We start from the raw sequence: 2,069 nt of genomic DNA, 5'->3' as shown, positions 1-2,069 counted from the left end.
ATTCACCTCAATAATGAATTTTCGCGCATGGGATCATGTCATCCTTCAGAGCGGTAAGCACTTCGATAGCCTGTTCGCGGGTTAAGCTGGTGTGGCTGGTGAGCGCGTTAACGATGTTGGTGCCGACTGTTTTGCGATGCTTAACATCGGCCTCACGTTTTGCAGCCTCATCGGCGATGCGCCTCTCTTCGTCCAGGCGTTTCTCTTCTGCCTGTTTTGCCTTGAGACGTTCAGCTTCCACTGCCGCAGCTTTTTCGCGCTCTGCCCGTGCTTCCGCCTCCTGCTTCTCACGTGCTGCACGCTGCTCCGATTCAATTCGCTGGCGCTCCGCAGCTTCAGCGCGAGCTTTCTCCTCAGCTTCACGGCGCGCTGCGGCTTCAATCTCTGCTTTATGTCTCTCTTCGGCTTCGCGCTTGGCTTTGTCAGCTGCTTCCTGCTTCAGTCGCTCGTCACGCTCACGTTGAACCTGTTCCGCCAGTCGGCGCTGCTCTTCGCGGTCACGGTCAAACTTGTCATTCATCAGCAGAGCCATTTCGTGGTCTGCTTCGATTTTCGCGGCTCGCTGGCGGTCAAACTCTTCGTTCATTTCCAGCGCTTCGGCGTGCAGCGCGTTCATGGCTTCTTCTGCCTTAATGCGTTCCTGTTCTGCTTCCCATTCGGTTAGAGGACGGCGGGTCGCATCGCGCAGCTCGTCGCAGGCATCAACGAACCGCTTAATTTCTGCCTCAGCGGGGCGCACAGCCTCTTTCAGGCGCTTCAGGTACTCACGGCCTGGCTTTTCGATTGCCGTCTTGCTGCGAGACACCTGCGCCGCCAGAGAGGCGACACGGTCACGGCCTTTCTTCGTGGACAGGTCCGGCACTTCGTTTACTGCCTGGCGGATTTGCTCGAGATAAGCGTCAAGGCCGCCCGCTACGTAAAGCACTGGCGCTTGCTCCGGATTGATTTCGATGACAGTTAAGTCCGTTACTTCGCTCATGGTTTCTCCTGAAATTTGGATGTGCAGATCCCGCCCGCGTAATGCCAGGCCGATCGGTTGAATAGGGGGGTTAGGCTGTTCTTCTATGCCACGGATAACCGATGGCAACCTTCATTTCGTCGTAGGCTGCCATCCACATGGCGCCATCACCGATAAACAGGGCAATGGCTGCTTTGCTCTGCGCCGCGCGCAGCAGGTGATGATTGATCATACCTTCACCTCAACCTGTACCAGGAGGCCAGCCATATGCATCTGCCAGCGGTCAAGTACCAACTTTTCACGCGGGTTTGATACCGACGTCAGCTGCCACTCGTTATCGTTGAGCTTTTTGGCGGTGTACTGCTTGCCGTTGTGGGTGACTGTCATCATTGCAGGACAACCTTATGCCCATGCTGGACAAGCTCACCCGCTTCCATGCCCACATTCAGCCAGAAGCTTAATGCCAGAAGAACGTCATCTTCGTTTTGGCAGTGGCAGGCATTAACAAATTCCTGAACCGTCTTAACTGCGAGTTTTGCCATTTCTGGCTCAGTCAGGCGTGATATTGGCTGTTCTTTGCTCATAAATCCTCTTGGCCTTATCGCGGCGAACGGAACGGTTAATACAAGACTTCTGCGCTAATGGGCGGTGGATGGCCGCCGTTCATAACTTGAGCCACTCGTAAATGACTCCAGGTATGAGGCAATAAAAAACCCGCCGGAGCGGGTCATATATCTGTTAGCTGGTAGTCGCAAATCATGTCGCAACAACTCTTATCTTCTTCATTTCTTGGCCTCAAATCTGTTTGCTGTGTTTCCTGCTTAATCTCACCCCAGCAAACCTGATTCACCTCATCTGGCCATCCATCACCAGCATCACCACGGTAATAGTCGATAGCCTCATTTGCCGCCGCTTTCGCTTCTTCTGCTGTCTTGTACGTTTCGAATCCATTTTCAGGGTCGAACATGAAAAATTTGTAAACGCTCATCGCCTTACCCTCTGTTTGTATCGTGAGCTAATAAAAAGGCCGCCATTAGGCAGCCTGTATGATTTCCAAATTTTGCAGGGATGCTCCAGCAACCCACGCCCAATACATCCAGTGGTCTCTGGC

Annotated in this window: 5 protein-coding genes; all 5 read right to left on the bottom strand. The window is 53.5% G+C overall.

Going from position 1 to position 2,069, the window contains the following annotated elements; translation table 11 throughout:
- Positions 1-7 precede the first annotated feature (7 nt).
- Positions 8-979 carry a hypothetical protein gene (locus ACWWFX_RS25210; RefSeq protein ID WP_473225097.1) on the bottom strand — a complete coding sequence of 324 codons (972 nt, stop codon included), beginning with the start codon at positions 977-979 and terminating at the stop codon, positions 8-10.
- A 70-nt stretch (positions 980-1,049) separates the two neighbouring features.
- Entirely contained in the window at positions 1,050-1,190 is a 141-nt protein-coding gene (gene kil, locus ACWWFX_RS25205; protein WP_045350986.1) for a host cell division inhibitory peptide Kil, read from the bottom strand.
- On the bottom strand, positions 1,187-1,348 hold the full coding sequence (locus tag ACWWFX_RS25200; protein ID WP_473225098.1) for a hypothetical protein: 162 nt from the start codon (positions 1,346-1,348) through the stop codon (positions 1,187-1,189). Before ACWWFX_RS25200 ends, kil begins: the two co-directional genes overlap by 4 nt.
- Positions 1,345-1,542, bottom strand: a complete 198-nt coding sequence (locus ACWWFX_RS25195) for a hypothetical protein (RefSeq protein ID WP_025760144.1) — start codon at positions 1,540-1,542, stop codon at positions 1,345-1,347. The genes ACWWFX_RS25200 and ACWWFX_RS25195 overlap by 4 nt, the downstream gene beginning before the upstream one ends.
- A 143-nt stretch (positions 1,543-1,685) precedes the next feature.
- On the bottom strand, positions 1,686-1,946 hold the full coding sequence (locus tag ACWWFX_RS25190) for a hypothetical protein (RefSeq protein WP_473225096.1): 261 nt from the start codon (positions 1,944-1,946) through the stop codon (positions 1,686-1,688).
- Positions 1,947-2,069 lie beyond the last annotated feature (123 nt).

This window comes from Pseudocitrobacter sp. 2023LY-00077, assembly GCF_055796175.1.
The sequence above is the reverse complement of the archived record's forward strand: the minus strand, read 5'-3'. Positions and strand labels throughout refer to the sequence as shown.

What these genes read in the sequence shown, in the direction of transcription:
- ACWWFX_RS25195 (WP_025760144.1), bottom strand. Translation starts at nt 1,542, where the DNA reads ATGAGCAAAGAACAGCCAATATCACGCCTGACTGAGCCAGAAATGGCA.
- ACWWFX_RS25190 (WP_473225096.1), bottom strand. Translation starts at nt 1,946, where the DNA reads ATGAGCGTTTACAAATTTTTCATGTTCGACCCTGAAAATGGATTCGAA.
- kil (WP_045350986.1), bottom strand. Translation starts at nt 1,190, where the DNA reads ATGATCAATCATCACCTGCTGCGCGCGGCGCAGAGCAAAGCAGCCATT.
- ACWWFX_RS25210 (WP_473225097.1), bottom strand. Translation starts at nt 979, where the DNA reads ATGAGCGAAGTAACGGACTTAACTGTCATCGAAATCAATCCGGAGCAA.
- ACWWFX_RS25200 (WP_473225098.1), bottom strand. Translation starts at nt 1,348, where the DNA reads ATGATGACAGTCACCCACAACGGCAAGCAGTACACCGCCAAAAAGCTC.